This window comes from Endothiovibrio diazotrophicus (assembly GCF_054657215.1).
On record NZ_BAAHXB010000311.1, the window covers coordinates 1 to 483 of the forward strand.

The 483-nt window shown below is 65.6% G+C and carries 1 protein-coding gene; it reads right to left on the reverse strand.

The features are described 5' to 3' along the window. Positions 1–483: reverse transcriptase domain-containing protein (locus tag ACYQ2W_RS26580; RefSeq protein WP_459874138.1), on the reverse strand; the 483-nt coding region annotated here is incomplete at both ends.

Below are 483 nucleotides of genomic sequence, written 5' to 3' on the forward strand. Positions count from 1 at the left end.
CGGTGCAGTTGCGGTAGTGGAAGTAGTTGGCCCAGCCTCGTAGGGTCCGGTTCACCTCCCCAATCACCTGGGGCATCGGCACCGGCGTGCGCCGCCGGTCGGTCAGCGTCTTGGTTCGCTCCTTGATCCGCTGCACCGATCGCTTCGACGGCTCCACGTGCGGGTAGCGCTTGCCGCTCTTGCGGCTGCGCCGTAGGTGGATGCTGAAACCGAGAAAGTCGAACGACTCCTCCCGCGCATCTACCACCCGCGTCTTGGCCTCGTTGAGGCGCAATCCCAGCCTCTCCACGACCTGTCGCAGCACCGCCATCGGCGCCTCGACATCCCCGGCGCATAGGGCCACTACATCATCGGCGTATCTCACCAGCCGGGTTCGCAGGCGGATCCTCAGGTGGTTCCGCTCCCAGATCCGGTCCAGCAGGTGCAGATAGAGGTTGGACAACAGCGGGGAGATCACCCCGCCCTGGGGCGTCCCTTGCCGAT